26 protein-coding genes are annotated in these 26,159 nt (G+C 33.9%); 21 read left to right on the top strand and 5 right to left on the bottom strand.

Going from position 1 to position 26,159, the window contains the following annotated elements; all coding sequences use genetic code 11:
• Positions 1-523: 523 nt before the first annotated feature.
• A complete protein-coding gene (locus IV494_RS00295) occupies positions 524-2,107 on the bottom strand; it encodes a helix-turn-helix domain-containing protein (protein ID WP_196078181.1) in 1,584 nt (527 codons plus the stop codon).
• A 591-nt stretch (positions 2,108-2,698) separates the two neighbouring features.
• Between IV494_RS00295 and IV494_RS00290 the strand changes: the two genes are divergently transcribed.
• The 21 genes from IV494_RS00290 to IV494_RS00190 all read left to right on the top strand — a co-directional run bounded on the left by IV494_RS00290 (position 2,699) and on the right by IV494_RS00190 (position 23,651).
• Entirely contained in the window at positions 2,699-3,235 is a 537-nt protein-coding gene (locus IV494_RS00290) for a hypothetical protein (protein WP_196078180.1), read from the top strand.
• An 88-nt stretch (positions 3,236-3,323) separates the two neighbouring features.
• Positions 3,324-4,667 carry a hypothetical protein gene (locus tag IV494_RS00285; RefSeq protein WP_196078179.1) on the top strand — a complete coding sequence of 448 codons (1,344 nt, stop codon included), beginning with the start codon at positions 3,324-3,326 and terminating at the stop codon, positions 4,665-4,667.
• A gap of 109 nt (positions 4,668-4,776) precedes the next feature.
• On the top strand, positions 4,777-5,628 hold the full coding sequence (locus IV494_RS00280; protein ID WP_196078178.1) for a transketolase: 852 nt from the start codon (positions 4,777-4,779) through the stop codon (positions 5,626-5,628).
• A 192-nt stretch (positions 5,629-5,820) separates the two neighbouring features.
• Positions 5,821-6,768 carry a transketolase family protein gene (locus tag IV494_RS00275; RefSeq protein ID WP_196078177.1) on the top strand — a complete coding sequence of 316 codons (948 nt, stop codon included), beginning with the start codon at positions 5,821-5,823 and terminating at the stop codon, positions 6,766-6,768.
• Between the two features lie 191 nt (positions 6,769-6,959).
• Positions 6,960-8,804 (top strand): hypothetical protein, encoded by a 1,845-nt coding sequence (locus IV494_RS00270; RefSeq protein WP_196078176.1) that lies wholly within the window; start codon positions 6,960-6,962, stop codon positions 8,802-8,804.
• A gap of 87 nt (positions 8,805-8,891) precedes the next feature.
• Positions 8,892-9,434, top strand: coding sequence for a hypothetical protein (locus tag IV494_RS00265; protein ID WP_196078175.1), 543 nt, complete (start codon positions 8,892-8,894; stop codon positions 9,432-9,434).
• Positions 9,435-9,507: 73 nt separating this feature from the next.
• Positions 9,508-10,320, top strand: a complete 813-nt coding sequence (locus IV494_RS00260) for a LytTR family DNA-binding domain-containing protein (protein WP_196078174.1) — start codon at positions 9,508-9,510, stop codon at positions 10,318-10,320.
• 124 nt (positions 10,321-10,444) lie between these two features.
• Positions 10,445-11,740, top strand: a complete 1,296-nt coding sequence (locus IV494_RS00255; protein ID WP_196078173.1) for a TraB/GumN family protein — start codon at positions 10,445-10,447, stop codon at positions 11,738-11,740.
• Between the two features lie 102 nt (positions 11,741-11,842).
• Positions 11,843-12,406 carry a CIA30 family protein gene (locus IV494_RS00250; RefSeq protein WP_196078172.1) on the top strand — a complete coding sequence of 188 codons (564 nt, stop codon included), beginning with the start codon at positions 11,843-11,845 and terminating at the stop codon, positions 12,404-12,406.
• Positions 12,407-12,475: 69 nt separating this feature from the next.
• Positions 12,476-12,691, top strand: a complete 216-nt coding sequence (locus tag IV494_RS00245) for a hypothetical protein (RefSeq protein ID WP_196078171.1) — start codon at positions 12,476-12,478, stop codon at positions 12,689-12,691.
• A gap of 96 nt (positions 12,692-12,787) precedes the next feature.
• Positions 12,788-13,330: a hypothetical protein gene (locus IV494_RS00240; protein ID WP_196078170.1), complete on the top strand. Its 543-nt coding sequence runs from the start codon at positions 12,788-12,790 to the stop codon at positions 13,328-13,330.
• 743 nt (positions 13,331-14,073) lie between these two features.
• On the top strand, positions 14,074-15,093 hold the full coding sequence (locus tag IV494_RS00235; protein ID WP_196078169.1) for a sodium:calcium antiporter: 1,020 nt from the start codon (positions 14,074-14,076) through the stop codon (positions 15,091-15,093).
• Between the two features lie 156 nt (positions 15,094-15,249).
• The gene (locus tag IV494_RS00230; protein WP_196078168.1) at positions 15,250-16,065 is read left to right on the top strand and encodes a hypothetical protein; all 816 of its coding nucleotides are present in this window, start codon (positions 15,250-15,252) and stop codon (positions 16,063-16,065) included.
• Between the two features lie 304 nt (positions 16,066-16,369).
• Entirely contained in the window at positions 16,370-16,912 is a 543-nt protein-coding gene (locus tag IV494_RS00225; RefSeq protein WP_196078167.1) for a DUF488 domain-containing protein, read from the top strand.
• Positions 16,913-17,043: 131 nt separating this feature from the next.
• The gene (locus tag IV494_RS00220) at positions 17,044-17,253 is read left to right on the top strand and encodes a hypervirulence associated TUDOR domain-containing protein (RefSeq protein WP_196078166.1); all 210 of its coding nucleotides are present in this window, start codon (positions 17,044-17,046) and stop codon (positions 17,251-17,253) included.
• 198 nt (positions 17,254-17,451) lie between these two features.
• Positions 17,452-17,925 (top strand): hypothetical protein, encoded by a 474-nt coding sequence (locus IV494_RS00215; RefSeq protein WP_196078165.1) that lies wholly within the window; start codon positions 17,452-17,454, stop codon positions 17,923-17,925.
• Positions 17,926-17,982: 57 nt separating this feature from the next.
• Positions 17,983-19,056 carry a hypothetical protein gene (locus IV494_RS00210; protein ID WP_196078164.1) on the top strand — a complete coding sequence of 358 codons (1,074 nt, stop codon included), beginning with the start codon at positions 17,983-17,985 and terminating at the stop codon, positions 19,054-19,056.
• Positions 19,057-19,332: 276 nt separating this feature from the next.
• Positions 19,333-20,259: a hypothetical protein gene (locus IV494_RS00205; RefSeq protein ID WP_196078163.1), complete on the top strand. Its 927-nt coding sequence runs from the start codon at positions 19,333-19,335 to the stop codon at positions 20,257-20,259.
• Positions 20,260-20,306: 47 nt separating this feature from the next.
• Complete coding sequence (locus tag IV494_RS00200; protein WP_196078162.1) at positions 20,307-21,188, top strand: LysR family transcriptional regulator; 882 nt, start codon at positions 20,307-20,309, stop codon at positions 21,186-21,188.
• A gap of 81 nt (positions 21,189-21,269) precedes the next feature.
• Complete coding sequence (locus IV494_RS00195) at positions 21,270-22,205, top strand: YeiH family protein (protein WP_196078161.1); 936 nt, start codon at positions 21,270-21,272, stop codon at positions 22,203-22,205.
• A 168-nt stretch (positions 22,206-22,373) separates the two neighbouring features.
• Positions 22,374-23,651 carry a chloride channel protein gene (locus IV494_RS00190; protein ID WP_196078160.1) on the top strand — a complete coding sequence of 426 codons (1,278 nt, stop codon included), beginning with the start codon at positions 22,374-22,376 and terminating at the stop codon, positions 23,649-23,651.
• A 225-nt stretch (positions 23,652-23,876) separates the two neighbouring features.
• Here the strand turns inward: IV494_RS00190 and ric are convergent, their stop codons facing one another.
• The 4 genes from ric to IV494_RS00170 all read right to left on the bottom strand — a co-directional run bounded on the left by ric (position 23,877) and on the right by IV494_RS00170 (position 26,093).
• Positions 23,877-24,590 carry an iron-sulfur cluster repair di-iron protein gene (ric, locus tag IV494_RS00185; protein WP_196078159.1) on the bottom strand — a complete coding sequence of 238 codons (714 nt, stop codon included), beginning with the start codon at positions 24,588-24,590 and terminating at the stop codon, positions 23,877-23,879.
• 148 nt (positions 24,591-24,738) lie between these two features.
• On the bottom strand, positions 24,739-25,170 hold the full coding sequence (locus IV494_RS00180) for an RrF2 family transcriptional regulator (RefSeq protein WP_196078158.1): 432 nt from the start codon (positions 25,168-25,170) through the stop codon (positions 24,739-24,741).
• 8 nt (positions 25,171-25,178) lie between these two features.
• Entirely contained in the window at positions 25,179-25,553 is a 375-nt protein-coding gene (locus IV494_RS00175) for a hypothetical protein (RefSeq protein ID WP_196078157.1), read from the bottom strand.
• A gap of 69 nt (positions 25,554-25,622) precedes the next feature.
• On the bottom strand, positions 25,623-26,093 hold the full coding sequence (locus IV494_RS00170; RefSeq protein WP_039351854.1) for an Lrp/AsnC family transcriptional regulator: 471 nt from the start codon (positions 26,091-26,093) through the stop codon (positions 25,623-25,625).
• Between the last annotated feature and the right edge of the window lie 66 nt (positions 26,094-26,159).

Here is a 26,159-nt window from a genome sequence, read left to right as displayed (position 1 = left end):
AAATTCTGAAAAACTCAATAAAAAAACGAATAACAAAATACTCTTCAATACAATTGAAAAGTCTCTTGGTGATTTTTGTTTCGATTTTTTAAAAGTGATGATGGTAATTTTTTTTTCGAAAATAAAGATGAAGTTTACCGACGGGCCAGAAAAGCAGATGAATTATCGTTTTCCCTATATTGAAAGGCTTTCTCAAAAATTAATTTAATTGCCATTGAATTTGTGCTTTTTATTAATGATGATCCGACTCAGATGGATTATTCAATTATTTAGAAAAGAGGAGAATTTCCAGTTAAGATGCGGAGTACAAAATACTCCGCCTTCTCAATCTGTTTTTTCATCAAATGGCCTCGAAAGGACAATTTTTTAATTCCTATTTTTTAAAATGGTGAAGTCGCGCTGTGTTTAATTAACGCTGCAAAAGTAGAGGGCGAATGCCGGGTACGAAAGGTTATGACTTACCGTTTTCATTACAACGGTAAACCTTGGATCGATAAAAAATTGATTATTAAAGCTTTAAGAATTAAGCTTCTTCGTTTTCCTGCAAATATTTAATAAAAACGGAAGGTGAAATCGTAGTGACCTTCTTAAAAATGGTGGCAAACTTATTTTGGGAGGAGAATCCTGCTTCCTCAGAAAGGACCGCGATTTTATACTTTCTATACAAAGGGAAATTCTGCAGTTTTTTCACAATGTAAGTAATGCGCAACTCGTTAATATAGTTATTAAAATCTTGTTTTTTGTAAGAATTGATGATGTGAGAAAGATACTTCGAATTAGACTCACAATAGGTTGCAAGCGTTGATAAGGAAACATTATTGTCTGTAAACAATTCAGATTCTTCAAATTCTTTCAGCTTCAACAAAATTTTCTGCTCCGTCTCAGCACTCATGCTTACTGATGGTTCTGCTTTATACGACTGCAGATTTTGCTCTTCTGCGTTTATTTCTTCTGTTTCACGGAGCTCAAAATTACGTTGTTTCGCAAGTGCCGATTTTTCCTCGATATTTTTTAAGATCTCCCGGAAATGTTCCAGATTTCGCTTATGTTTTATTCTGTAAAGTAAAAAGTAGATGCCTCCTAAAATGATAAATAAACCTCCTAAAATCAACATTACATTTTTATTCGAGCTCTTCTCTTCTACCCTTTTATTATCTTTCTGCATAGAAGTAAAAGACTGATCGATAAAGGCTGTAGATTCAGTTGATAGTTTTTCGACGACAGAATCCTGCTGTTTTTTAACACTTACCAGATTTTTGAGGTCATTCGTCGCCGCGTAATATTTTTGAGAAGTCGTGTAAATCTCATTTTTAAGCTCTAAATAAGGAGATTTTTTTGAAATTTTTTCTGCCAGATCTAAATATTTCTTTCCATTTTTTAAATCCTTTTGATCGAGATAGATGTTTGCAAGACCATTGTAACTAAGTCCTACCAGAAACCCTCCCGGATCATTTTTAGAAAAACTCAAAGCAGAATTATAATGTTGCAGTGCTTTTTTAGGCTCGTTCAGATGATAATAACTCAATCCCAGTAACTGCTCATTATTAGCGGTGAAAAAATCGAGATTAGCGCCCGACAGTTCAAAGAATTGCTGTGCTTTATTAATTTCTACAACAGCCTTTTTATAATTCTTCTTCTCAATTTCATAGTAGGCTTTTTCCTGCTGCATTAAGCCTTTTACGTTGTTTGCAGATTTTGGATCTTCTATATTTTTGCTGACATCAAAAGCTTTTTCCATATAAAGTCTGGAGTTGTCATACAATTTAAGTCGTCTGTACTCTGTTGCTAAAAATCCATAAACTTTTGCCTGCCAATTGTAATTGTCGGTCTGCTGAATAATTTCGCCCGCGCGCAACGCATAATCGACCGATTTTTTAACTTCGCCAGATTGTTTGTACAGCGATGCAGATAACATAAGGCTTCGAGCTTGCAGCACAGGAGTTTCGGAGATTGTAAATAGAGAGTCTGCTACTTTTACCGCACCTTTAAAATCAGTTTGAGCAGTTTCTACGTAAGTTTTATAGTAAATTTTATTGAAAGCCTGCATATCCTGTGAAAATGAAACGGTGTAAAACAGGACAGAAAAAAGGAAAACAATTTTTTTCATAAAAGACTTTTTGAATGCTCAATAAGCAGCAATCATTTATTTAAAATTATATGCGTGACTGAAAATATAAATTTAAGGCCGCGCTTCTCAAACAATATTTTAATTATTCTTATAAAAAATACTCACTATTTTCTAATTGAACATTGTAAAATCCCTATTAAGAATGGTAAAAGTAGAGATTATTATCGGGAAAAACTTCCTGATATATAGTGATTATGAAGCACATCACTGCGCATTTATGGTCATATCACAAACTTAAAATAACTTAAATATATAATTTTATGGTTCTCAAGAAGTTAACATAATATTTGTCTGAACTTTGAAGTGGTTTTAATGTTTCAAACATTTTATCATTATCGTGAAAATGGTAAATTGTTAAATTTGTAAATACCTTTTAAGTAATGATTAAACAGATTTATTGTTGGTTTTCAAATACTGTTCTATTAATTATTATGAGTAAGAAGCAAAACGAAATAAATGAAAAATTCATCAAAACATCTTGCGGCGAAATCCACAATTTGAGACTTTTTCTTACCCATATTAATTTCTTATTTTAGCAATGAAAAACTGATCAAAAAAAAACCAATGACCATGAAAAAAGTATTATTCCTATTTTTTCTAACATTCGGAAATACCACTGCTTTTGCGCAGGAAAATTTTGACGTATCGACACTTCGGATCGGACCTTTCACCATTAATATGAAAGCGAAAGAAGTAGAAAAAGTGTACAGATCAAAGTTGGTAGCGTTCACAGGGCAAGATGAATACTACAAAACCAACAAAGTCAATTATGCAAGAGAAACCATCGAGATCATTATTTCTCAAACTTCCGATGACAAAGGACAATATGATGGCGGTTATCAAATTTATTCTCTGATGACGAAAAGCAAAAAATTCCGCACCAAAAGCGGAATGGGCGTTGGAAGCACGAAAGACCAGTTATTTGAAGCCTATAAAAATTATCCCAATTTCTCCGTGAACCAGATGTGGGATGACAAAACCGAAAAATTTTCCACGACCAGAAGCAACTTTATCCTCACTGATAATGACGCCGGAACGCTCCTGTCGTTCACATTGATCAATAACGTGGTCACAGAAATCAGTGTTTACCTGAATGAAGGCTGTTAAAAAATTACAAATCTGAAATGTGTAGACTTTAATTTTTCTATTTAAAAATGCATTCCTTCAATACCAATTCTTAAAATAATTTAAAACAATGCTCAAAATTATCTCCACTTCCATTATCATTTTTTTCTCCCTAAGCCTTCAAGCGCAGAAAAAATTACCGCAGAAGAAAAATTCAAAACCAAAAACACCCATCGAAGCTGCGGTTACAGTTGCGACGGGCGGCGATGAGTTTGAAAATGATTACGTCGTTGATACTCTTAAAATAAAAAGTGGAAAACCTTACGTATTCCTCATCGACATTGATCAAAGTCAAGGTGAAGGTTTAATGTCTCAGGAAGATCAGGAAGAAAATGAACTCCGTAAAAATTTTAAAAAAACCGATTTTCAGCTGAAAAAAATCGTGCGCTACACGTATCTGCTTTTCGAAAACGGGGAACATTTGGATCTGTCGGGAAAAGGAAATACTTTCCAGGCGACCGCTTTCTGGAGCGGCGACCTGAAGAAATCTGCAGTCGTACAAGAAGGTAAGAAAAATTCAACCGAATTTGTTGCGGCGCAATTGGGCCTTAAAAAACAATCCTCTTATGTGACCAATACTACGAATTACAAAAAAGAAATTGCCGAACTTTTAAGCAAAGATAATTTCACCGACAAGTCTAAGTTGGTCATGAATGCCTTTTTACAGATTGGTTCTGTTCCCGAAATGGCGCTCATTGAAAAGGAATCCGTGATCTTCAACAGATCGCAGGAAAAAGTAAAATCAATAACGACCACCTTTATTCTGGAGAATGGAAAAAAAATGCTTTTTGAGAAAAAAGAACTCAATCCAGCCGGTCAGCCAACTTCAAACATTCAATATGATAAATCTGGTAAAATCTCCGGTAACGCCACATTTATTTATAAAAACAACAGACTGTCTGAAATCAAAGGTGCGTTGCACACGACCAAAATCAATTACAGCAATGACCAAATGATCATGCAAAAAAATGTGGGTGATGCCGATGAAACTGAAATTTACACTTTGAGTGGCGATCATCTTCTGCGCAAATCTTTCATGATGATGTCGGGAGATCAAAATGCCGAGGAAAATTCTTTCACTGAGGACAAATTAGAAAAAGATTGCGTGAAATATTATATCGATGGCAAAATCTGGACAAATAACTGCAGCAGTGATCCGCGGGTTTTTCCTTTTTCTTACACCTACACTTCTTTTCAGGATGGTAAAATTTTGCAGAAAAAAGAGTACAAAATCCTCAAAAAAAGCGATCAGCTTTATGAAGAATATTTTGCAAATAACGAGAATGGAGAAAATGAAAAACTCAAACTGGACGCCACTTACCATTTGAATGATAAAAACCTGCTAACTTCCATTGATTTTCTCAACAACAGAAGAATTAAAAAAGTAATTTTAGAATATACTTTTTATCCTTAAGATCAATTTTCTACAAATTCAGGCGAGATTTCTGAACAAATTTTTTCGTTTCGCCCATTTTTGAAACCCATTAAAAATCACTAAATTCGCGTCCAAATAAATCTATATAATGAGTAAATCGATTGAAGAGCTGAAATCTCTGACCACACAAATTAGAAGAGACATTTTGAGAATGGTTCACGCCGTGAATTCCGGTCATCCCGGCGGAAGTTTGGGCTGTACCGAATACTTCACCGCCCTTTATGGGACAGTGATGAATTACAAACTTCCTTTCACCATGGAAGGAAAAAACGAAGATCTTTTCTTCCTTTCCAACGGACACATTTCGCCCGTGTTCTACTCCACTTTAGCGAGATTCGATTTTTTTCCCGTTGCAGAATTGGCAACGTTCAGAAAATTGGGAACCAGATTGCAGGGACATCCAACCACGCATGACCATCTTCCGGGGATCAGAATCGCTTCAGGTTCTTTGGGTCAAGGTTTGTCGGTTGCGATCGGTGCCGCTTTAGGTAAAAAATTAGACGGTGATACCAGTTTAATTTACACTTTACAAGGCGATGGCGAATTGCAGGAAGGTCAAAACTGGGAAGCATTCATGTATGCCGCTGCTAAAAAAGTAGACAACATTATTGCAACCATCGATTATAACGGACGTCAGATTGATGGCGATACCGATGATGTTTTGGATCTTGGAGATTTACACGCAAAAATGGAAGCATTTGGCTGGACCGTTTTGAACGAGAAAAACGGAAACGATCTGGAAGCCGTAATTGCAATTCTTGAAAGAGCAAAAACCGAGACCGGTAAAGGAAAACCAGTATGTATTCTTTTGCATACCGAAATGGGACATGGTGTAGATTTTATGATGGGAACTCACGCATGGCACGGAAAAGCGCCAAGCAACGAGCAACTGGATACGGCATTTAAACAATTATATTTAGAAGCTCCGGCTGATTATTAAAATTGTCATTGCGAGGGACTTGGCAATCGGGGCAGACATTTCCGCCTTCCACTCCCGCTTTTTTTATTGCTGGCTTCGACAAGCTCAGCCACCAAGAAAAAAGAGCTCCGTTCAAGCCGGGCTGCAGATTATTTATAATTAGAAAACTCGTTATTAAAATTCAAAGTAATTTGATCAATCAAAAGTAAAAACATGAAATATACATACACAGAACAAAAAGATACAAGAAGCGGGTTCGGCGCTGGATTAGCAGAATTGGCAGATAAAAACCCAAATGTCGTAGCACTTTGCGCCGACCTTATCGGATCTTTGAAAATGGAGAAATTCATTGAAAAAGCACCGGAACGTTTTTTCCAGATCGGAATCGCAGAAGCCAACATGATGGGAATCGCAGCCGGTTTAACCATCAACGGAAAAATTCCTTTCACCGGAACTTTCGCCAATTTCTCTACGTCCAGAGTTTATGACCAGATTCGTCAGTCAATCGCTTATTCAAATAAAAATGTGAAAATTTGTGCTTCCCACGCAGGACTTACTTTGGGTGAAGATGGCGCAACGCACCAGGTTTTAGAAGACATCGGAATGATGAAAATGCTTCCGGGAATGACCGTGATCAACACTTGTGATTACAATCAAACCAAAGCAGCAACATTGGCCATCGCGGATTTCGAAGGACCCGTTTATTTAAGATTCGGACGACCGGTTGTGCCGGTATTTATTCCGGAAGATATGCCTTTCGAAATCGGAAAAGGAATTATGCTTCAGGAAGGTACCGACGTCACCATCGTAGCAACCGGACATTTAGTTTGGGAATCTTTATTGGCTGCGGATGCATTAGAGAAAGAAGGAATTTCCTGTGAAGTCATCAACATTCACACGATCAAACCTTTAGACGAAGAGATCATCTTAAAGTCTGTAGAAAAAACCGGAAGAATCGTAACAGCCGAAGAACACAACTACATCGGTGGTTTAGGAGAATCCGTAGCCGGAATGTTATCTAGAAAAAGACCAACCATTCAGGAATTCGTAGCCGTAAATGACACTTTCGGAGAATCTGCAACCCCAGCAGAATTAATGAAAAAATACGGAATTGATTCTGACGCTGTACAAGCAGCAGTGAAGAGAATTATGGAGAGATAATTTTTTTGGAGATATATTATTGGAACACGTCGAAGGGCGTGTTTTTTTATGGCTTATCACACGAATTAAATTGTAAAAACCTAAAAAATCCATAAATGCACTTTGAGAAATATTACCTATTTTAGCTTTTACAATATTTACAAATCATTTGGCAATAAGATTAGAAATAATCAACATAAATAAAACATAAGATGAAGCTTGAAAAAATTTTAGATAAATTGGGATCTTTGGAGAAAAACTCTTTTATAAAAATAATAGATAATAAAATTTCAAAAAATCCAAAAAATGCTAAAGACATTGAAAAACTGTTAAGTAATTCTGATAAAGGTCTTAAGAACGCAGATAATATCAATGTTGTAAACATTTTCAATCTAATATCAGACGAATTCAAAGAGCATATTATTTGCGAATTTAATGAAGCGAATTCTCAGTTAGACATTCTAATTGATATCATTATTCGTGATGGAAATTGCATTATGAAACAAGATTGGTTTTCTCGACTTTATGAAAATGAAATTAAGAATTTAAAAATTAAGATAAAAGAACTCAATACAGACTTAGAAAGTGAAAAATCGGAAATTTCCGAGCATAGAAAAAGAGACTACAGAATTTACAAAAACTGTCTTCATACGGCTTTTCATAATGACGTTTCAAATAATAGAGAAACTAAAGTTAATTCTGATGAACTCTCCATCATTTTAACGCTTGCAAAACAGCTTGATCTTTCTCAAGAGGAAATTAAATTTATCAATTACTCGGTTCTACCAATAAAGAAAATTGAAATTCAGGAAGTGGTGAATCATTTGAAAAATATGGGAATTTTATTTTTTTCAAAGAAAGATAATTGCATCTATGTTGCAGATGAAGTAGTTCGATTGCTGCGAAAAATTAGAGAAAAAGAAGTTGCAGAGAAATTCTATAGACGAACTCTTAAACTTTTTAGAGAACCTACAATTAATCAAATTGCCAAAAACCATAATATTGATCGCAAAATGTCAATATCTGAAAAAATTGAAAAGATTATTAATGATGGAGTTTCTCTCAGTTCAATACTAAAAAACGAGATTTATAAAGAAGGAATTTCGCTTACTGAAAAAAAGAAATTTTTAGCTGAAATTGTTGAAAAGGGACTTGGTATAGATAATTTAAAAGGAAATACTTTAGAAGATAAAATAGACAGTTTAATAGAATATTTTAGCAATATCGAAAAAGATGATAAGGTTGGAATATCACACGATGGCTATGATAAAATGTTAACTGAATTAAATCAATCATTACCAACATTAAATAAAGAGATCAAGGAGCAATTTGAATTTCAAGATGAGTACGTTTTGAATGCAGCATTTTTGCTTGACTACAACATTAAGCCTAGAGATATATTAGATTTGATTTCGAAAACAGATCTGACTCAATTCATAAAAGAGAATGGTGTGAAACAGCGTGGTGATGATATCTTGAACATTTTAGAGCATTATAAAGATGTTGAAAATCTTTATATGGAAAACTATGCAAATGTTGGATATCGCAATTTAAACCTTTTAAAAGAAAATGGTATTCAAATTAAAGAAAGTGAGCTAGGACTGAAGTTCGAGGAATTAACAAGAATAATTTTTAAAGGTTTAGGGTTCAATGTAGATGAGAAATTAAAAAATGAATTGAATACACAAAAAGATATGATTGATGTATTATTGAATTTAGGCAATAGTGAAATTATAATCATAGAATGTAAAACAATAAAAGAGAAGGGGTACAATAAGTTCAGTTCCGTTTCAAGACAATTAAAATCATATCAAAATCTAGCCCTTAAAAATAATCTTCGTATCGTAAAGATTCTACTTGTTGCTCCAGAATTTAGCGATGATTTTGTGTACGATTGTGAAATGGATACTGAGATGAATTTATCTCTAATTACATCTACAACATTGTCGGTAATCCATAAAACTTTCAAAGAATCTAAATACAATATTTTCCCTCATGTTTTATTTCGAGATATATTAATTAACGAAGAACGAGTAAATAAAGCGTTGAGTAAGTAAAATTTTATCGATTGTACGATTTGACCGAAGACGACATCGCCATCGTTGAAGCAAAATAATCGCACCTAAATTATTTAAATGAAAAAAATGGCATTACTTTTTTTAATTCTCGGAATCGCAAGTTTAGCGGTTTCCTTTTATTTTTATTCCAAAAAAGAGAAAATTGAATTTACTATTGACGAAATCAATAAGAAAAAAGGCAATGATTTTGAAGAATATATTATTCAACTTTTAGGAAAACAGAATGATATCAAGTTTGTTGGAAAGGTTTCTGATTATCATAAAAATGGAATCTCTGCCTTAGAAAATATGGAACCAGATCTAAAATTCAAATATAAAAATGTTGCATTTGCGGTGGAATGTAAATGGCGACAATCTTTCGGAAACGACTACATTTTTTGGGCGAAAGAAAGACAAATCAGAAATTATAACGATTATCAAAAAAATAAAAAAGAGAAAGTATATATTGCTCTTGGATTTGGCGGAGAGCCGAGTAAACCGGATCATTTATATTTAGTGCCACTCTCCGTAATAAAATACGAAACTTTCAAAAAAGAATATGTCGCAGATTTTGAAGTCAAGGATGAAGCAGAAATTTTGAAATTCATTAAGAAGCAAACAAAGTTTTAAATATGCAATTTTAGCAGTTTTAATAGATTCGATAAGGTTCTGCACTTTCTGCAGAAAAAAACACGTAAAAAATATGCTTTTTAAAAGATCGATCGCCTATACTTCAAATTGGTTTCATACGCTCTTGCTGACTTCTATACTGGCAGTTTTAGTGGTATTTATTTTGATATTTCTGCAACCATTTAATACTTATGCAATTGAAATCCCGCATAAAAATATAAAGGTTTTGGGTTATGGGATCTGCATCATAATTCCGCTTCTGTTTATTCATGTTTTTGAACAATCCTGGTTTAAACTCAATCATCAAAAATGGTATTTGTATCAAGAGATCATCGTTCTCTTTTCCGGACTTCTACTCATCTCAAGCGTCTCCTATTTTTACAATACAATAGTCATCAATCATCTGGAAATTGAGCCGAAAAATATTCTGAAGTGGAGCATTATTTTTGGTTTGCCGTTCGCACCTATTTTTATTCCATTCTGGGCTTATCTGCGATTTGCTTTTAGTAAAATTGTTATTCAACCAGTTTCTGTTGAAAACAAAATTGAAATTGTGATCAATGGAAATAACCAAAACGAAGAAGTAAAATTTAGTGAAAGAAACTTTTTAATGGCAAATGCGCAATCCAATTATGTAGATATTTATTATCTGAAAAATGATGTTTTGCAAAAGGAAATGATCCGTTCAACATTAGCTAATATTATCAAAGAAATCCCTTCTGCGGAGCAAGTACACCGATCGTACATTGTGAATCCTTCTCAAATTGAAAAAATATCGGGCAATACCAGAAAAGGCGCGATCGCAATCCGTCACCTAAAGGAGGAGATTCCTATCTCTCCAAAATACTTTTTAGGGGTAAAAGAGTATCTTCAAAACCGTCCCTAAGATTCAAAGTCAAACCAAAATCTTCAATTTCATGGCATAAGTTTCACTTTTGTCACTTATTTTTCTGTCGCATAATTAGGTTTATTTTCTTTGCATCAGATAAAAATTTAAAACCTAAAAAATTATGAAAACCTCATCTGAAATCATTGTAAGAATTGCCGAAAGAACAATTTTAATAAAAAGATTAGCAACTGTCTTTTTTACTTTCTTAATTTTTTTCAATGCATTCGCGCAGGAAAATATTTATAAGAATTACCTTTCAAAAAATGCCGAAAATATAAATCTTAAAAGTGACGCTAACTGGAAAATTTTAAAAGAAGATGCAGAAAAAAACCAACTAATAATTTTTGGTGAATCTCATGGCGCACAAAACACACAATTCATCGATTTTAACCTTCTGAAATTTTTGAATAAAACAGTCGGAACAAAAAATTATATTGCAGAACTTGATTATGCACAAGCGGAAAACATCAATAATTATTTGAAAACCGGCAACGAAAAATTTTTAAAAACAGTGTTTCACTATCTGGTAAAAATCCATGCACAATGGGGAAATCAGGATTTTTATGAGAAGATCGTCAACATCAGAAATTTGAATAAAACTTTATCAAAAGACAAAAAAATCACTTTTACAGGAATTGACGTTGTTCAGGATCACGAAGAATATTTGAAACTCCTCCAAAAAATAATAAAGGGGAATCACGGCACTTTACTGGATTCTTTAAAAATGAAAATTGACCAACCTTATGATGATGCGAATATGGCTTCTGTATCAATGTTTGCGGGAAAATTAGATCAAAAAATAGAAAAAAATGCAGCTGCTTTTCAGAATTTGTTGGGAAGTGATTATCCTCTTTTCAAGTATTTAATAAAAAATTTGATTTACGACAATAAATCAGTGGGTGTCAACAGACCCGAAGGAATTTACCGGAATTTCAAAGAACTCTACATCATGCAGCATCTTGAAAATAAAAAATTATACGGCATGTGGGGATTTTTTCACGCGCATCTTGTGCCCTTTCAATATATTGGAGGTGATTTTATCTCAAAACTGGTAGATTCTGACCATCCGATCGCAAAAAAAATTATTTCAATCATAGCTCTGCCCATAGACTCAAAATACAATGTCTGGAATGACGAAACTAAAAGTTGGGACAAAAAACCTTTTTCCTACGATAATGATTCTTTGCTGAAAGTAGAGGGAATTGAAGACGTGAAAGAGTTAACACGACCGAATTCTAAAACGCTTTTTAAACTGAACAGTCCTGCTTCGCCTTTTCTAAAATCCGGCAGATTATTAAATGGAACTTCTCCACAGGGAAAATTGGTGGGCGATTTTAAAAACAGTGACTTTGGAAATCAGTATATCATTTTAGTAAGAAACTCAGATTGGCTTCATCCATTACCTTTAGACTACTAATAAAAACTCAGCGTAAAAAATTCTTTTATATTTCGTATTTTTATATCCAACAAAAGCAAAATGCGACTCCTCATCATTCTATCACTTTTAACAATTTCCTGTATGTCAAATTCAAATAAAAATCCAGCTGACGAAATGAAGGATAAAATTGCAGCAAAAGCCGAACAAAAAAGCCAGATGCTTTATGATTTCACAAAACAGGGCAAAGGCAAATGGCGAATCCAAAATGATGTGGTCATGGGTGGCAGATCTGAAAGTCAACTAAAAATGACTGAGGAAAATTACGCACTTTTCAGCGGTCGGGTTTCCCTGGAAAACAATGGTGGTTTCTGCTCGATCCATCAAACTTCCGAGATAGAACCTTTTATAATTAAGGAAGAATCTGACGCTTTTATATTAAATCTAAAGGGAGACGGCAAAGATTACAATTTTAGAATCAGAACTCCGAAAGGCAGACATTCTTATGCTTCTACATTTTCAACCAACAATAATGGCGTTTGGGAAACCATCACTATTCCATTTAAATCGATGCAGGCAACTTACAGAGGCGAAGTTGTAAACGTTCCGAACTACAATGGAGAGAATGTGGTTGAAATGCAGTTACTGATCGGCAATAAAAAAGAAGAAAACTTTGAAATATTCGTTCAATCGATTGCGGTCAATTAATTTTTGAAAGGCTTTTCAAAACAATTCAAAATAAAAATTACTGAAATTTGAATTAAAGATTCTACCAAAATGAATTTAGAAGCACGTAAAATATCACTGGTTCAGGAGTTTTTGAGAATCGATAATGAAAAGTTGATCACGTCTTTAGATAATTTACTTCACGAAACAAGAATTGAATTTTTCGCAGAAAATCTGAAATCAAAATGTATAGAAGATTTTAATAAAGAAATTGATCTGGCACTAGACGACGAAAAAACAATCGCATCATTCAAGCATAAGATTTGAAGTTAGAAAATCAGAAAATTTAAATAGAAAATAAGGTATTGCATTGGATGAAGTATATTTACATTTCAGATCTTATTTAAAATCTAATTTTTAAACATGAAAAAATTATTAGTTCTTGTATTGTTAGTTTCACTTCAGCAAACTGCATTTGGCCAAAAATCAAAATTAAAACAGAAAACTCCACCGCCAAAAATATCTAAAGTAGAAGATATTCCGCCGCCAATCAGAGAGATCAAACAAACGATTTACGAAAAACTTTTTGATAGTAGTGAACACCCACCTTTAGCATTTGAGTGGCGTTTGGATGCAGATACTTTATTAGCGAAAGGTGGAATCTATAGAAAACATTTGGAGATAGGCTCCGACTCAGGAAGATTAAATAAATACGAAGCGAGCAACGATTTCCAGATTAGAAAAGATTATGCTTATGATCCTTTAAAACAAACCTATAAATTGATTTTTTTAGACATTAAGTTCGATAAAAATATTATCATCACGACTGATAAGAAAACTGGCAATGTGGTAAAATATAAGATCTTCCTTAATAAAGCACAGACAAAAGTTACTAAACTTGAAAATCTAAAAACAAAACAAATCTATAGCACAGGAGAATTTGAAGGCCCAACAATTTCGATGTAATTTACTACTTACTCCGAAGGATATTTTGGCTTCACTGGCTTTGTTTCAAAACATTTTGGGCGCTTACTTGTACTTTTATTTTTTAACCCAGAAAATCATTAAATATATTGAGCCGATTAAAATCTTAATCGGCTCACTATTTTCCAAAATCCACCGAAAATCTTTATCTTTAATATCTCACAAAAACACAAATCACCATTGATAAGATAAAATTATCTGAAAAAAAAAAGTCCCTTTTCACTGGAACGACGAAAATGAAACGTGGTATTTCTATGTAATCGATGTGATTTAAATATTAACGGAAAGCAGCATTCCTAAACGTTATTGGTCTGATTTAAAAAAAATTAACCAAAGAAGGAAGCCAGCTATACGAATATATCGTACTACTGAAATTTATATATCGTAAAGATTTTTTAAAGATTTTTAAATAAAATACCTTCTTAATTACTTGTACGATTTAACCGAATAAGAAATCCCAATCGTAAAGGGAAATTAAGAAATTATTTTAAAAAAAATGACTGTAGTTTTATAATCCTTGGAATCTTAATTTTAGCGTTTTATTTTTATTCCCGAAAAAAGAAAACTGAGCTTATTTCAGAAGAAATAAGAAAACAAAAAAGGTGATGATCAAACTATTTGATCGCAAACGGACATCACGGCGAGCGTTTCAAAAATAAAACCCAAATTTCAACATCAAAATGTGCTAAATTACACCCGATCTTTTTCTTTTAAAAAAAACCTTTATGGATCTTGGCATTCCTTTTAATTACAGCATCTGGATCTTTGTCGCTTCCGTTGTTCTGCTTTGGCTCTTCAGCAACAAATTGTCTAAAGTCGTCAACTTTATTGATGATGAATTTAAGCTGGGAAGTTCCTTTGGCGGCACAATCATTTTATCGGTCGTCACCAATCTTCCGGAAATTGCAATTACCATTAGCGGCGCTATAAAAGGAAATATTGATATTGCCGTCGGAAATATTCTGGGCGGCATCGTGATTCAGTCTATGCTTCTGGTCCTGTTTGATTTTGCTTCGCGGAAAGAAAAACAACCGTTGAGCACTCTGGTGAGTAATAAAGCCAGCCTAATTCAGGGTTTATTTTTGATCCTGATTTTGGTCATGGTTATTCTGGGAAAAGAACTCACGCCTTCAAGTTTGATGTTCCGAACTACTCCACCCGAACTGCTGATCGCTTTTTCCTGGATCACGAGTATTATTATCCTGAAAAAAGTCCAGACGAAAAGAGAACCTTCTCTCAGTGATTCTACCAAAGGCGAGAAAACTAAAATGACGCCTAAATCTGCCATGATCTGGTTAATTGGCATTTCGGTGATCATCCTGATTTTCGGAGTTTTGCTGGAAGATACAAGCAATACGATTGCGGCACATTTTAAGATCAACGGTTTAATCTTCGGCGCAACAGTGTTGGCGTTCGTCACTTCATTACCTGAAATTTCAAGTGGACTGGCTTTTGTGAAACAGAAAACCTATCAGCCAATAATCAGTGATATATTTGGTGGCAATGCGTTTCTTCCCGTTTTGTTTTTAGCCGCAACACTTATCACCAATAAACCCATCCTGCCCAGAGCAAAAAATGTAGATGTCTATTTAACCGTGATCGCAATCATTATCACAACCATTTATTTGATCGGAATGGTTCTTAAAATGCCGGGTCGCAAAAAAGGAATGGGCATCGATTCCTGGATCGTTCTGGGTTTTTATATTTTGTCTGTTCTTGGGATGGTGTTTGCTTTGAAAACTTAACATTGGTCAGCTTCCTGGTGTAAGATTTGAACGAAATTATGACTGAAAGATTCAGCAAAAAAAATTGATTTTTGCTTAGCGAAGGATTTCTTTCGTATTTTTATATAACAGGAAAATGCTAAAACGCAGAGCAATGCTTTTCTATCCGGTATTAATATGAAAAAAAATTATAAACTTTTACTCCGTGGGATCGCAGCAATTTGCCTCATCATCTTGGCGATTGTACTCTTCATCACCATTTCTTCTTATTTCAGCAAGAGACAAATCGAGAAAGAACTATCTGCAACCATTAAAAAATGTGATTCTATCCAAATAATAACCGAGCAACCCGAAATTTCTTTTTCAGGATTTAAAGAAAATGAAATTAATAGCTTAAAATTTGAAATTAAGAGAGAAAAAGAGATCTTTTCAGACACCGTTATTCGTAATAAATTCAGTTACGTCTCAGAGGACAGATCTTTCAAAAAGATTCGGATTCCTTTTCCTGAATTTTTGAAAACAGATACCATTATTGTGACAACCCGCAATAATCTTAAATTTTATATCTCAAACTTTCATCACACTGCCGGTTTACATTATGGAATGTTCGGTCCGGTCGGTGTTTCAGACTGCTCTTTAGATGAAGATTTCAATATCAATGGTAGTCATGGAAATTCGATCTCAAAAAATATTGCATTAATTGAATCTGAAAAAAACAAGCGGATCAAAATAATTAACGCAACCGATAAAGAAATAGAAGTCATTTCTAAAATATCAAAAATATCGCTGAAGATGGCAGAAGAAATTTTCTATAATAACAGAAAAAACAAGCATTTGCTTTCTCAAATTTTTTGCGGCATTCACATCGAGAAAACAGGAAATTACTACGTCTTTGAGGAAGAAAGAGAAGACAAAAACAGAGCAACCGACATTATAACAATTAATGCTGAAAACGGAGATTATAAGAGATATTCCTATTATCCTTATCAATAAAAGACAATCCATTACTTTGGCTCAGAGTTAAGTTTTGTTTCATTAAGTGAAGTTTTGAATTTTATTAAACTTTATTAATGATACTTAAGATTCCATTTATTCCTATAAAAAGAAAACGACTTTGAGAAAAATTTTATTCAGGGATTGTAAACAAAAAAGTAAAAGAACGCAGAAAAGCATGGAGAACTTCAATCTTTGGATGGAATATTTGACGAAGTAGATTTGAAATATTAACTGAATTTAAAGTTCTTTTTATTTTAAAATTATTAAATTTATAACTCCCATCTTTCTTTAAATCTTTCAAATGTCACCTTCCGAAAAACACACCATTTACACTATCGGTCATTCCACCAGAACGATCGAACAATTTCTGGAGTTGCTCTTTTCATTTAATATTAAAATCTTAGCAGACATTCGCCGACTTCCGGGTTCCAGAAAATATCCGCAGTTTGATCAGGATGAACTTAGAAAATCATTAGAAGAAAACGGAATCCAATATGTTTACATTGAAGATCTTGGTGGAAGAAGGCCCGCAAAAAAAGATTCTAAAAATACAACGTGGAGAAATAAATCTTTTCAAGGGTACGCTGATTACATGGAAACGGAATCCTTTGAACATGGCGTTAAAGAACTCGAAAAATTTGCTTTAGAAAAAAATACAGCGATGATGTGTTCGGAAGCAGTTTGGTGGCGGTGTCACCGTTCAATGGTTTCCGATTATCTGAAAGCAAAAGGTTGGGAAGTTTTGCACATCATGGCTTTGGGAAAAGTTACCGAACATCCTTACACCGCTCCGGCGAGAGTTGTGGGTGATCAGGTTTTTTATTCAGAGGAAAACCTTATTTAATCTTGTCAAAGTTTGGAAACCTTGACAAGGTTCTTAAAAAAACGTTCTATTAATCTTTGTCAAAGATTTTAATTTGGCTCCGCCGAATCTTCGATTTGACAAACTGTAGTAAAAACATTAAAAAAGTAGCGATGGAAAAAAAATTTAAGGTCGGTGATAAAGTAAGCTGGAATTCAGAAGCTGGGAAAGTTTCCGGGACGATCATCAAAGTTCACACGAAAGATTTCGATTACAAAGGGTACACGCATCACGCGAAAGATGATGATCCGCAATACGAAATTAAAAGCAGTAAAACAGATCACATCGCGGCACACAAAGGTTCGGCTTTAACGAAGGAATAAAAATTATTCTACATTTGTATGATGTTCGATTACCGCCTAAAAATTTTTTCCACCGTTGCCACCAGTTTGAGTTTTACCAAAGCGGCAAACGATTCGAAAAGTTTCAAATGAATGCAGTGCATTTTATTTCTGTGATTGCTCTTATCCGATTCGTTCATTGTTTAAATAATTAGGAGCTATAATTTTTAAAGACGAAAGATGAGAAATATCCTTATTATAATTTTGATGCTCTTTTTATTTTCTTGTGGAGAACAAAAACAAAATCCCATTACTGCTCTTTTTAAGGAATGTGAATGCGAAAAAACGATTAAAACCGATTCTATATTTTATGCAACAAACCTCGTTTTGAAGAAAGAAATCAAAGCTCATTCAATTGTTTTTAAATGTGCGGAAATCGAAACAGCCATCGCTTCTGTGAGCGATTTGGACGGAGGAAATGAACGGTGCAAAAATTTGTATGATATTAAATGTACTTCAAATAAGAACCAAGAACTTCCACTGCGCAAAGATTTTAGTTATTTTTCTGAAGATATTCAAAATATGAAACTAACAAAAGAAGGTGCTCAAAACCATTTTTTTGCAGAAATTAATTCTGGAAAAATCAAATATTACGAATTCAATTTAAATGCAGCGAGAGAAATTACAGCTGTTACAAAACTGACTACCGATTAATTGCGCATCAATAGTACTATTGACCGCATTTAAAAATTAAAGAAAAAAAGCAAGTAAATGATCAAACAAAAAATTATAATAATCCTACTTACATTCATCATCGTTTCCTTAAACAGCTGTTCGGATAATACTTCAACAGAAATTGGAATTAGCGGTCATTTTCAGGATGAGCAAGGAAATTCGCTCGATGATGTTTCTATTTTTTACAGCAAATCTTCAGTAAGTACTCAAACCGATTCGGTCGGAAATTATAGCATTGATCGAGCAAGAACGCTATTTATAGAATTTAAAAAAGAAGGTTATCAAACTATAACCACGAAAATCGAAAATTTTTCTGACGACGCTTCCTATGATTATGGTAAAATAATTTTAAAAAAAGGAAATTCAAAACCATCGCTTTTAAATGATGTTATAAATTCAGATCCTGCAAAAAATAAAAATTTTAAGCTATTTGGAAAAGTCACAGATGTCTTTCAACAACCTCTTAAAAATGTGCAGATCAACATCAATGATACAGTTCAAAAAAGCTACGACCCCATTTATGAAGGCGATTTTTCTTTCAGAGTCCTGGGAAATCATATCGCGATTGAAAAAAATGGATTTCAGAATATAACAATCGATTTACCTGTCTTCGAGAAAGCCGCGCAAAATTTTACAATGGTGGAAAACACTCCGAAAAAAGGAATTTTTCTTTTAAAAGCAGGAAAGTATATTTCTTTACCTCAAACAAAACTGACCCTAAAATCTGAGGAGAAAACGGGAAGTATTTTGTGGGGCGGTACTTTTTCCTACAACATTACTGATTTTTATTATCCAGAAAATACGAAGGAATTTAAAATTGAAAACGATTCTATATTGCGTTTCTTTATTTTCGAACCTGACAGTTATAGCTTTCTTCTAAAAGCGCAAACCGATAATGGTTATTTATGCACTGCAGATTATAAATTATCTGGTTCGCCTTCGCCAACAACGACGATAGAAAGGCTCAATATCCATGAAATTTACCCGGCAAAATATGCTGTCCAAAAATTTGATTCTCCTAAAATTATTGAATTTAAGCCGAAAGATACGGGCAGCAATTATGTATTTGTGAATACAGAAACCAAGAAAGGTTATTATTTTACTTATTAAAAAAATCTTTATCAGTTGATAATTTACTGGTCAAAAAAAAAATTAATAATAGAAAAGAGATAAAAAGTTAGCGAGATAGCAATTAAGAATTTCCAAGCCTTTAATGTTTCCGAAAGATTAATCAAATTTTTACAATAAAAATGTTTATTACAAAAGTCAAACTTACCAGTCCTTTTGGAAAATAATATTAAAAAAAGCAACGTGAATCTGAATTTAATTATTAGTAAATACTAGTAAAACTGAAGATGTATATTGCAGCCTATTTAAAACAACGCAATGAAACCAATAATAAAATATCTTTTTATCATTTTCATTCTAACAATTTTATCTTGTGCAGGCGAGCATAAAAAATTAGAAAAAGAGTATAATGAGGAAAAAATCACTGCTCTTTCTCCCCTTAAAAATGACGTAGTCTACGAAGGAGATCTTATTTTTTTAACACAGCAAGATGTAGATAGTTTTGATTCCAAATATACTTTTATTAATGGAAATGTTCGCATTGCAAATGCTGAAGATGGATATAACACTTCCATTATAAATTTTAATTCCTTCAAAAATATTAGAGAAATAAACGGAAATCTTGAATTACGACGTTTACCAAATCTCGAAACTTTAAATGGTTTCGACCAATTGCAAACAGTTAATGGTGATTTTGCCTTGACTGGAAAAGTTAAAGATAGTAATTTATTTTTCAAAAATTTAAAAAAAGTAAATGGCGACTTTTATTTTGCTGATGATAGTGAAATTTTTAGTGGATTTAATTCGATAGAGAAACTTAAAGGTTTGTATATAACTGGATTGAATTCAAAAAAAATAAATATCTTCTCGAATCTAAAATCGGTCAACAAAATATATTTTACGCAATCTTCGGTTGACTCAGTCAAATTTTTACCTGAACTTAAACAAGTTGCTGAAACAATCACGTTTGAATTCTCCCCGAAATTGGTTTACGTTGATCTGCCGAAACTAGAATCCGTGGGCAGCTATTTGGGTTTTACGGACACCCCAAATCTTAAGGGAAATATTAACATACCAAATGCTAAAAAGATAAATCACTTTATGTATTTCTTAAATAATGAGAATTGGAAAGACTTCTGTTTTTTAACAAAATATCTGCAGCAAAAAAAGATAGATTCTGTTAGTTTGTTAGGTCGAAATACTGAAGTTTATCAAGATTATCTGATCAAAAACTGCAGAAAATAATTTTATTTATAAATTTTATTTTAACAACGACCTTAAAATTTTAATTGATGTTCGATTACCGCCTCAAAGTTTTTTCCACCGTTGCCAACCGTTTGAGTTTTACGAAAGCGGCAAACGAACTCAATATTTCGCAACCCGCAGTCACCAAACACATCAAGGAAATTGAAAACCAGCTGAACACTAAATTATTCAACCGAAACGGCACGACCATTCAACTCACCGAAAGCGGAAAAATATTACTGGATTACGCCGAGAAAATTCGAAACCTTTACCGAGATCTTGAATTCGGACTTTCCCAGCTCAACAAACTGGAAAAGGGAAAGTTGAAGATCGGCGCCAGTACCACGATCGCCCAATATATTTTACCGGAAATTCTGGCAAAATTTAATTCTTATTATAAAGACATCAGCATCGAATTGGTCACTCACAATTCAGAAGATATTTCTACGCTACTTAAAAACGGACAGATCGATCTTGGAATTGTAGAGGGCGAATCGAAGTCTTCTTATTTTGATTATCAAATTTTTAAACCCGACGAAATCGTATTGGTTTGTAAAGCGACTCATCCTTTGGTGAACAAAAATTTCAAACTGAAAGATTTGGAAAACGTTGATTTGATCGTAAGAGAGCAAGGTTCCGGAACACAGGAATTTATTCAAAATCAGTTAAAGAAAAATGGCGTCGACCTGAAATTGCTGAAAATTATCATGCAATTAGGAAGCAGCGAAAGCATCAAAAATTATTTACTGCATTCTGAAGCCCTGGCTTTTTTGTCGATCAACACCATTTTGCAGGAATTAAAAAACAATCAGTTGAGCGTGATTGATATTAAAAACTTTAGCATTGAAAGGGATTTTAATTTCATCACTTTGAAAGGCGAACAATCCGAATTAATTCATCTCTTCATGAAATTCATTAGTTATAATTAAAAGTTATAGGTAAGAACAAAATATGATGAAAATTTGGATGACAAATGACCGAAATTTGTCCTATCAAAATCAAGTAAAACAATGCAAACTACTTTAGGCAAAGACCTTTTACAAAAAATTCTATTTTTCCTTCTAGTAATTTTTTGTATTTCTCCTTTCGCAAGTTCACCCGTCGCTTTGGCTTTGGGAATAGGTTTCACCATCATTATTGGAAATCCTTACGAACAAAAAGTTCACAAATACATTCACCTTCTTTTACAAATTTCAATCGTCGGACTGGGATTTGGCTTGCAGCTGGATGAAGCTTTAAAGGCAGGAAGAGAAGGGATTACTTTAACGGTTATCAGCATTACGACGGTTATGACGATGGGTTATTTTTTAGGAAAATTATTAAAACTGGAACGACCTTTATCTTACTTAATATCTGTCGGAACGGCAATCTGCGGTGGAAGTGCCATTGCGGCTGTAACGCCAATTATCAAACCTGATACGAAACAGATCTCCCTGGCTTTAGCCATTGTCTTCACGTTGAATTCTGTCGCACTTTTTATTTATCCGCCAATAGGACATTTACTCCACATGACGCAGGAACAGTTCGGCTTGTGGTGTGCCATCGGAATTCATGATACGAGTTCGGTCGTTGGTGCGGCAAACAAATATGGTGATATCGCTTTGAAAGTGGCGACGACTGTGAAATTGTCCCGAGCTTTATGGATCATTCCGGTATCTGTCTTAACAATGGTATTCTTCAAAACAAAAGGAGCGAAAGTAAAAATCCCCTGGTTTATCCTGTATTTCGTTATCGCGATTTTATTGCATACCTACTTCCCTATCTTTAAAGGTTTCAGCACCATCGCAACAACGGTCGCAAAATCTGGATTAAACGTAACTTTATTTTTTATCGGCTCTACCATTTCGATCGCGACTTTGAAAACCATCAGCTGGAAACCTTTATTTTTCGCTCTCGTTCTCTGGATCACCATCAGTATCGGAAGTTTACTAATGATTTTAAGATAGGACTGATTTTTGATTCCTTTTTTTTAATGAAATTGATTTAACTCAAATAATCTAAGTTTTATTAAATTTGCAACATTGAAATTTTAACCTGCTAAGTTTTACACTTCATATTGAAAACTGCAGATTTAAAGGTTTAAATTCTGCTCAACATTATCTTAAAGGTACCCCTTGGAAAGAACAAAAATCGTTACCCAACATTATTTTCGGCTCATCGTTGCTGCTGCAATGGTTGGTTTGGGAAGTGCGTTGCTGGCTTTCACGCTGAAACATCTCACCGAATATTTTGAACACCGTTTCTTCAATGCTGTTAATTCCGGTTACACGGCGCTCTTCATTATTTTACCTTCCATCGGAATTACGGCTATTTACTTTTCAAGGAAATATCTTTTTCAAAACAGAAAAAATAAAGGAATTACAGAGATCTACAAAACCCTGGATCAGCGAAAAGATCATTTACCTTTCTTCAAAATTCCTTCGCATTTTATCAATGGTTTTCTTACCGTTATTTTTGGTGGATCAACGGGCGTAGAAGTTTCTACCGTAGTCGCAACCGCTACTCTAGGGAATTATGCCTATGAAAAAGAATTTTCAGCACGAATGTATAAACGCGAATTAATTTGTGCCGGAGTTGTTGCCGGAGTTGCCATTTTATTTACAAGTCCGCTCGCAGGATTTTTATTTGCCTTAGAAGTCATCGCCAGAAAAATGCGAAAATCATTGGTCATCGCTTGTACGGCTTCTGCTCTGGTAAGCTGGGTTTTCATCGAACTTTTCGATTCTGAAACGATACTAACACATTCTGTCACAGAATGGACGTATTCTGCAATTCCTTTCTTTATTGTTTTGAGTATTTTGGGCGGCGTACTATCGGTTTACTTCACGCTTTTGGTGACACGAATGAAAAGACTTTTTGCCAATATTTCTAATAATTTTATCCGTGTAAATCTGGGCGCGATCGCAGTTGGAATTATGATCTTCTTCTTCCCAAGTTTATATGGCGACAGTTACCACGGTTTACGAGAAATTTTGCATGAAACTTCAACCTCAGCGACTATTCCCATCTTTTTTCTTTTGACAGTTGCGGTTTTAAAACCTTTAGCATCTTCTTTAACTTTAGGAGCAGGAGGCGATGGTGGTGTTTTCGCACCAAGTATTGTTGCCGGAGCTTTCTTAGGTTTAATGGTAGCTTTCTTCGGTAATAATTATTTTGGAATGCATTTAATTCCAATCAATTTTGCTTTGATCGGCGCGGCTGCAACCTTGTCCGCCTCTCTTTATGCGCCATTTACTTCCGTAGTTTTAATTTGCAATCTTCTGCCCGATGGTTACGTTTTATTTATCCCAATTTTGATCTGCTGTTTGATTTCCTTTGCAATCTCAAAACTGATCTTGCCTTACAATGTTTACACGTACGATTTCTATCTGAACTCAAAAACCTCCAACTAAAAAATTAGACTAAAAAATTTTTAAATCACAAAAGTCACAAAAGCTCACTTTGCAAAAAGTTTAAATTGATGCCGGATAATAGTACACAAAAACTGTCGTATGAATTTGTGAACTTTTTTCTACCCATTTTCCCATAATCCTTTTGTGACTTTTGTGATTATAAAATAGAAATCCACTTCAAAATAAATTTGAAATGGATCTCCGTAAAAAAACAGAAAATTTAGTTTAAAAAGTTTTTTCTAATTCGATAGCTTTTGGAAATAGAATATTATTCTCTAAGTGGATGTGTTTATGAAGATCGTTTTCGAAATCTTCTAACATTTTATAGGTTACCTGATACGTTCCACAAGCGTCTTCCGGGAACTGGTAGTTGTTGGTCAACTCTGCAATTTTTACGAAACGGTCACCTTCAACGGTATGTTCGTGTTTCATCATCGCTACTGGATTTTCGACACTTCCAAAATGAGGTTTATCTACATTTTCCCCTTTTGCTTTTGCAGCGACCATTCTTTTAATGAAAGGGAACAGGATCAATTCTTCTTTCTTCATGTGAGCGCCTAAATCTTTCGCACTTTCTGAGAAAAGGTTATTGATCTCAAACAATTCCGGATGTCTGTCACCGTGAACTTTGCATAATTTATTGAGATAGACTAGCAAAACCGCAGTTTTCTCTTCAACATATTTATGGTGCGTTTTTTCTACATAATCCGCTAAAAGATCTAAAGGCCAGGAATTGAAATCGATCTCATTTGATTTCTGATTGGAGAGATTTTCCAGATCTTTGTAAACGTCTTCCACCTTAAATTTCTTGTTTTCGCAAGCTTCTTCGATGGTTCTGTTTCCTTTGCAGCAAAAATCTATTTTATATTTTCTAAATACTTCAGCTGCTTTGAAATCTTCGGCAACCATTTCACCTATTGTTCTTTCTTTCGTTAACATGTCGTATGTGATTTTAAATTATACTACAAATGTAAGACATATTTTTAATTCGGACAAATTTATCCTATTTAAAATTGTAAAAATTTTATCGTTGAATTTTATTTTTAAAAAAGATTTATTTGGAAAATTACTTTGTAGAAACAGAAAACTATTTCAGCCAGGCCAAGCCATTTTCAGTCTTAATGGCCAGATCGTAGAACGAATATTTTTGCGTCATTGCAACTAAATTTTCTCTCACGATCTTGAAATCATCATGCACAGGACAGGGATTATCTGCAGAACATTTGTGTAAACCTAAACCACAATTGGTAAAAATCCCATCACCATCTATAATATGGACGAGATCAAAGATCTTGGTGCTTTTCTGCTTTGTAATATCGAAGGTAAAACCACCCTGTTTCCCACGGATCGAATCTAAAATATTTTCCCGACACAATTGCTGCAAGATCTTTGCGGTAAAAGCTTCGGGAGCATTTACGGATCTAGAAACTTCTTTCACGTTCACACGCTTCTGCTGATGGCTTTGTTGGGCAATATAAATAGTTGCTTTGATGGCGTACTCGCAGGCTTTTGAAAACATTTTTAGAATTATTTAAAAAATTGCCATTTCGGAATAAAGGCTAATAAACCTACCGATATGAAAAGAAATAAATTCGTAACATCGGTGTAAAGAAAGGTATTTAAATAGTAATTATGCAACATGTAATGTGCTAAAACAGCTACGGGAAAAAGGAAAATACCCACTTTTCTGTAAAAGAAAATGAGGATAATCCCGACGATCATCAAAAGATCGACGCCGAAGATAACGAAAAAGTAGTTCATTGGAATGTGCAGCTCGGCGCGCTGTAAAAATTCATCAGTATCAATACCCATTCCCATTAAAGAAAATAACAGTAAAGCACCTAATGACAAAATGAAACCCATGTCTTTTTTGGGATCTTCGTTCTTAAAATTTTCGTCCATATTGGTAAAATTAAAAAAACTTTCGAAAGAATCCGAAAGTTTTTTATAAAGTTGATATAAATCAGTCTTTTAGATAGAAACTGCGTCGATCAATCTGTTTTTGTCAGAAATATATTCTTCCATAGAGATCATACTTTCTGTTCTCATCACATCCTGAATATCATCGATCTGATAAATGATTCTTTTTGCGTCTTCGGTATTTTTCGCTCTGATCTTACAGAAGATATTGTATTTTCCAGAAATTACACTTGCTTCGATCACATTTGGAATTGTGGTCAATTCTTTCAAAACTTCCTGCGTACGATTCGATTTGGTTAAGAGGATACCGATGAAAGCTGTGAAATGGTAATCTAATTTTCCATAATCAATGGTTAAAGAAGAACCTAAAATGATTCCTGCATCTTCCATCTTTTTCACTCTCACGTGAATAGTTCCCGCAGAAACGTCCATTTGTTTAGCGATTTCTGTGAAAGGCATTCTTGTGTTTTCTACTAAAAAATCAAGGATTTTTTTATCTATTTCGTCTAATTGATAATTCATTTTAAATTTTATATAATTGATAATACTACGTCTATATTTTTGCAAATTTACGAAAAAATATTAAAA

Origin of the sequence: Kaistella gelatinilytica, assembly GCF_015679325.1 — a bacterium.
Classification (GTDB): Bacteria; Bacteroidota; Bacteroidia; order Flavobacteriales; family Weeksellaceae; genus Kaistella; species Kaistella gelatinilytica.
This window is presented reverse-complemented; position numbering and strand designations above follow the sequence as displayed.

Bases quoted from the DNA above. Each gene is read 5' to 3' on its own strand.
- IV494_RS00180 (WP_196078158.1), bottom strand. From the start codon at position 25,170: ATGTTTTCAAAAGCCTGCGAGTACGCCATCAAAGCAACTATTTATATT.
- IV494_RS00225 (WP_196078167.1), top strand. From the start codon at position 16,370: ATGTCACCTTCCGAAAAACACACCATTTACACTATCGGTCATTCCACC.
- IV494_RS00175 (WP_196078157.1), bottom strand. From the start codon at position 25,553: ATGGACGAAAATTTTAAGAACGAAGATCCCAAAAAAGACATGGGTTTC.
- IV494_RS00230 (WP_196078168.1), top strand. From the start codon at position 15,250: ATGAAAAAAAATTATAAACTTTTACTCCGTGGGATCGCAGCAATTTGC.
- IV494_RS00280 (WP_196078178.1), top strand. From the start codon at position 4,777: ATGAGTAAATCGATTGAAGAGCTGAAATCTCTGACCACACAAATTAGA.
- IV494_RS00210 (WP_196078164.1), top strand. From the start codon at position 17,983: ATGATCAAACAAAAAATTATAATAATCCTACTTACATTCATCATCGTT.
- IV494_RS00200 (WP_196078162.1), top strand. From the start codon at position 20,307: ATGTTCGATTACCGCCTCAAAGTTTTTTCCACCGTTGCCAACCGTTTG.
- IV494_RS00195 (WP_196078161.1), top strand. From the start codon at position 21,270: ATGCAAACTACTTTAGGCAAAGACCTTTTACAAAAAATTCTATTTTTC.
- ric (WP_196078159.1), bottom strand. From the start codon at position 24,590: ATGTTAACGAAAGAAAGAACAATAGGTGAAATGGTTGCCGAAGATTTC.
- IV494_RS00275 (WP_196078177.1), top strand. From the start codon at position 5,821: ATGAAATATACATACACAGAACAAAAAGATACAAGAAGCGGGTTCGGC.
- IV494_RS00250 (WP_196078172.1), top strand. From the start codon at position 11,843: ATGTCAAATTCAAATAAAAATCCAGCTGACGAAATGAAGGATAAAATT.
- IV494_RS00290 (WP_196078180.1), top strand. From the start codon at position 2,699: ATGAAAAAAGTATTATTCCTATTTTTTCTAACATTCGGAAATACCACT.
- IV494_RS00170 (WP_039351854.1), bottom strand. From the start codon at position 26,093: ATGAATTATCAATTAGACGAAATAGATAAAAAAATCCTTGATTTTTTA.
- IV494_RS00270 (WP_196078176.1), top strand. From the start codon at position 6,960: ATGAAGCTTGAAAAAATTTTAGATAAATTGGGATCTTTGGAGAAAAAC.
- IV494_RS00240 (WP_196078170.1), top strand. From the start codon at position 12,788: ATGAAAAAATTATTAGTTCTTGTATTGTTAGTTTCACTTCAGCAAACT.
- IV494_RS00205 (WP_196078163.1), top strand. From the start codon at position 19,333: ATGAAACCAATAATAAAATATCTTTTTATCATTTTCATTCTAACAATT.
- IV494_RS00295 (WP_196078181.1), bottom strand. From the start codon at position 2,107: ATGAAAAAAATTGTTTTCCTTTTTTCTGTCCTGTTTTACACCGTTTCA.
- IV494_RS00285 (WP_196078179.1), top strand. From the start codon at position 3,324: ATGCTCAAAATTATCTCCACTTCCATTATCATTTTTTTCTCCCTAAGC.
- IV494_RS00220 (WP_196078166.1), top strand. From the start codon at position 17,044: ATGGAAAAAAAATTTAAGGTCGGTGATAAAGTAAGCTGGAATTCAGAA.
- IV494_RS00235 (WP_196078169.1), top strand. From the start codon at position 14,074: ATGGATCTTGGCATTCCTTTTAATTACAGCATCTGGATCTTTGTCGCT.
- IV494_RS00255 (WP_196078173.1), top strand. From the start codon at position 10,445: ATGAAAACCTCATCTGAAATCATTGTAAGAATTGCCGAAAGAACAATT.
- IV494_RS00215 (WP_196078165.1), top strand. From the start codon at position 17,452: ATGAGAAATATCCTTATTATAATTTTGATGCTCTTTTTATTTTCTTGT.
- IV494_RS00260 (WP_196078174.1), top strand. From the start codon at position 9,508: ATGCTTTTTAAAAGATCGATCGCCTATACTTCAAATTGGTTTCATACG.
- IV494_RS00245 (WP_196078171.1), top strand. From the start codon at position 12,476: ATGAATTTAGAAGCACGTAAAATATCACTGGTTCAGGAGTTTTTGAGA.
- IV494_RS00265 (WP_196078175.1), top strand. From the start codon at position 8,892: ATGGCATTACTTTTTTTAATTCTCGGAATCGCAAGTTTAGCGGTTTCC.